This window comes from Streptomyces sp. MB09-01 (assembly GCF_033794505.1).
In the GTDB taxonomy this organism is placed as follows: Bacteria; Actinomycetota; Actinomycetes; order Streptomycetales; family Streptomycetaceae; genus Streptomyces.
The window spans coordinates 1-2,879 of the sequence record NZ_JARAYQ010000478.1 but is presented as its reverse complement, the minus strand read 5'-3'; the positions used below and the strand labels follow the sequence as shown (position 1 = coordinate 2,879).

3 protein-coding genes and 1 pseudogene are annotated in these 2,879 nt (G+C 66.9%); 1 reads left to right on the top strand and 3 read right to left on the bottom strand.

Annotated elements, in window-relative coordinates; genetic code table 11:
• Positions 1-229: 229 nt before the first annotated feature.
• The 3 genes and pseudogenes from PV721_RS42555 to PV721_RS42545 all read right to left on the bottom strand — a co-directional run.
• Complete coding sequence (locus PV721_RS42555; RefSeq protein WP_319734142.1) at positions 230-829, bottom strand: hypothetical protein; 600 nt, start codon at positions 827-829, stop codon at positions 230-232.
• A gap of 688 nt (positions 830-1,517) precedes the next feature.
• On the bottom strand, positions 1,518-1,694 hold the full coding sequence (locus tag PV721_RS42550; protein ID WP_319734140.1) for a hypothetical protein: 177 nt from the start codon (positions 1,692-1,694) through the stop codon (positions 1,518-1,520).
• Between the two features lie 147 nt (positions 1,695-1,841).
• Positions 1,842-2,014, bottom strand: a pseudogene (locus tag PV721_RS42545) (phosphoadenosine phosphosulfate reductase family protein); the annotation flags it as partial.
• Between the two features lie 451 nt (positions 2,015-2,465).
• On the opposite strand from PV721_RS42545, the gene PV721_RS42540 reads away from it, so the two are divergent.
• Positions 2,466-2,702 (top strand): hypothetical protein, encoded by a 237-nt coding sequence (locus PV721_RS42540; RefSeq protein ID WP_319734138.1) that lies wholly within the window; start codon positions 2,466-2,468, stop codon positions 2,700-2,702.
• The last annotated feature ends 177 nt before the right edge of the window (positions 2,703-2,879 follow it).

Genomic DNA, 2,879 nt, shown 5'->3' with positions numbered 1-2,879 from the left:
AGTGTTCTGCAGCGTCAGATGGTTATTAGAGACCGCTTTGTGCGACGCCGACTTCGTCTGCCCGGGTGTCGAAACGCCCGAGAACCCGGGCGGACTCCGCCCGGGTTCTCGGGCGTTTCGACACCCGGGCAGACGAAGTCGGCGTCGCACAGAGGAAGTGCAGCAGCAGCTGGAGCAGGGAACGCAAGCGAAGCCGCGAGAGGGAGAACGAGCACGGCGAACCGGCGGGCTAGCACGGCTGGTCCGCGTGCAGGTCGTACTTGAGTACCTTCCAGGAGCCATCCCAACGCTCCAGGAGACTGGTGATGACGTACTTGCTCACCGGGCTGGAAGCCACGGGCGCCGGCTGCCCGGTCTTCTTGTCGATGATCTTCCAGTTCGAGACGTCCAGACAGCTGGACACTGAGACGTTCGGGGTCTTCTTCTCCAGTTCTGCGGAGGTCACGGTGGAATTGGTGACGACCGGCTCCCCGGTCATGACCCTGCCGTTCTTCGTCAGGTTGGCGACGGTTACCTCGGCCTTGCTGAGTGCTTCAGCCGCGGCATATCGCTTCAGGTCTGTACCTTCGATCGCCGGAACCGCAAAGGCTTTGGGTACTTCTGTCCAGTACGCCTTGTAAGCGCTGAGGGCCTCCGCCTTCGCGGCCTCGGACGGATCGAGCGTCGCCGACTTGCTCGGTGAGGCGGAAACGCTGGGCTGCGCCTCCTTGTCCTTCTCATTGTCGGCGTCGCTCGACGAGATGCAGCCCGCGGTGAGGACAACACAAAGGGCTAGAAATGCAGGTACTGCCCGGCTGGTGCTCCAGCCAGGCTGATCAAGTCGTGCCATGGGTACCGCTCCCTCCCCGTAGACCAGAAAGCCATCGCGCCCGGTGTAGACCTTTGCGGCCTGATTTTCCGCGGCGTGAACCACAACCATCACAAGCGGCCGGACTGTTCCCATACGTTACGCAGATGCGGCCAACATCGAAAGCCATTAGTGCAGTTCACAGCCACGCGGTCGGTGCAAAACGGGCGTTTCCACACCCTCACGGGACCTTCTCGGAATTCAGTCCGACGGGCGAGACGCCAACAACTGGAGCGCCTCGCCGCTCCCCTTCTCTACAACCCAGAATGTCGATTCATCTGCACATCAGATTCGGCACGTGGATTGGCTCAATGCGTAATCGGAACGGCCGAAAATCAGCGCAACCATGAAGCTGGGACGACAACACCGTCGGCGCGTCACCGACTCACCTGGCGAGCACGAAGGCGGTCCCCGCACGGCCCGGATCGCGCACGGGGCAGGACCTGCCGCTGCAAGGGGGCAAGCCCCATCGTCACGCTCAAGCCCTCCTCGGAACGATGACGGCGGCGTCCGTCACCCAACTGCGGGTAGGGCCTTCGTACGGATGCCGAAGGCGGCGAGGGGTCGGCCGCAGGCGGCTGCTCGTGCTCCTGGTGGTCGTCGGCGTACGTCATCTCGGAGACGTACGGGTGCCGGCGGAGACGTACGCGACGACCCAGGCCGGGCACGGCTACGGCTTCTTGCGCCGGTACCGGGTGAAGACGCTGACGAGCTCGGCCAGCGCGCGTACCAGGGCGACGGTGTTGGTCCGGTGCGCACGGCACAGGGCGACGACGCAGACGACGGTCGCGCACAGGAAGCCGGTGACCAGAGCGAGCAGGACGAGGGTCATCGGGTCGAGCAGCATGTGGTCCTCCATCGGTAGGTGTGCCCACCCGGCAGAACCCGGCGAGGGCAGGAGGACAGTGCGGGAGCGAACACCAAGGCGCGCAACCGTCCAGTCCTCCGCCCCTTCGGTGGCCTGAGGGGTTGTGCGACAGCAGGCGAGCAGCCATCAGCCGTGCAGTCCGCACTCGGTCTTGCCCCGCCCCGCCCACCGGCCGGCCCGCGCGTCCTTGCCCTCTGCCGCGCGGCGGGTGCAGGGGGCGCAGCCAACGGGGGCGTAGCCGTGCGTCAGCAGCGGTTGGTGTGTACGCCGTGCTCGGCGAGGTACGCGTCTACGTCCTCGAAGTCTTCGAGGGAGTCGGTTGCCCGGGTGGTCCAGAGCGGAGGGGATTCCTGTCCGCCCCTACTGGAGTTATGGGGGAAGGCCAGTGCTGCGGCTCGGGTCGGCGGGCGTACGCGGGGTGGAGACAGGAGCGGCTCGGCCGCCAGTGCGAGCCGCGCGGCGGCCGCGCCGCCAGCCTTGACCGAGTAGAAAAACTCTTACCGCGCGAGCCGAAGAGGCGGCCTCCAGCACAGTCCGGTAGTTCTCCACCGTGAACTGGCGGCCGTACAGGCCTACTCCGTCAAGGGTTGGTAGTAGCCCACCGCCGGCGAACCGGCGCAGACGTTCCCGGCGAGGTTCACCAGCTTCACCACCGAACCCGCCATCTCGTGCACCCCCTGCTCGCCGAACCCGCCACTTCGTGCACCCCGATTCCCGGCCGGCCTCCGCGGCCGGCGTACGGTCGGCGCCATGAGCTACGAGACCCCCAGGGCCTCCGACGGCACGACGCTGTGCGCGTGGTGCGGCGGGCCCGTCCGGCAGGGCCGCACCCTGCGGCAGCCGCGCAGCGCACCGGCGCGGGCCCGCAGTCGTGATGGGAAGCGCGGCGCGGCGACCGGCCGGCCGCCGCAGTACGAGGTCGGCCGCTACGCAGGTGCCCGTCCTCCAGGCGCCAGCAGTGAGGACAGTTGCTGCGATACCCGTTGATGTCGGGTCGGTGCGCGCTGTACGGGATCGCACCCGTCCACGTATGCTGGTGACAATCTGTTGTTCAGGCAGAAGAAGGCCCCCACCGCGCGGTGGGGGCTTTCTTCTTGCTCTTGGCTATGCGACGCTGCGGAGCTTGGGGGTTCCCTGCACGGGTGGAACGGTCTGGTATTCGGG

What these genes read in the sequence shown, in the direction of transcription:
- PV721_RS42555 (WP_319734142.1), bottom strand. Translation starts at nt 829, where the DNA reads ATGGCACGACTTGATCAGCCTGGCTGGAGCACCAGCCGGGCAGTACCT.
- PV721_RS42550 (WP_319734140.1), bottom strand. Translation starts at nt 1,694, where the DNA reads ATGCTGCTCGACCCGATGACCCTCGTCCTGCTCGCTCTGGTCACCGGC.
- PV721_RS42540 (WP_319734138.1), top strand. Translation starts at nt 2,466, where the DNA reads ATGAGCTACGAGACCCCCAGGGCCTCCGACGGCACGACGCTGTGCGCG.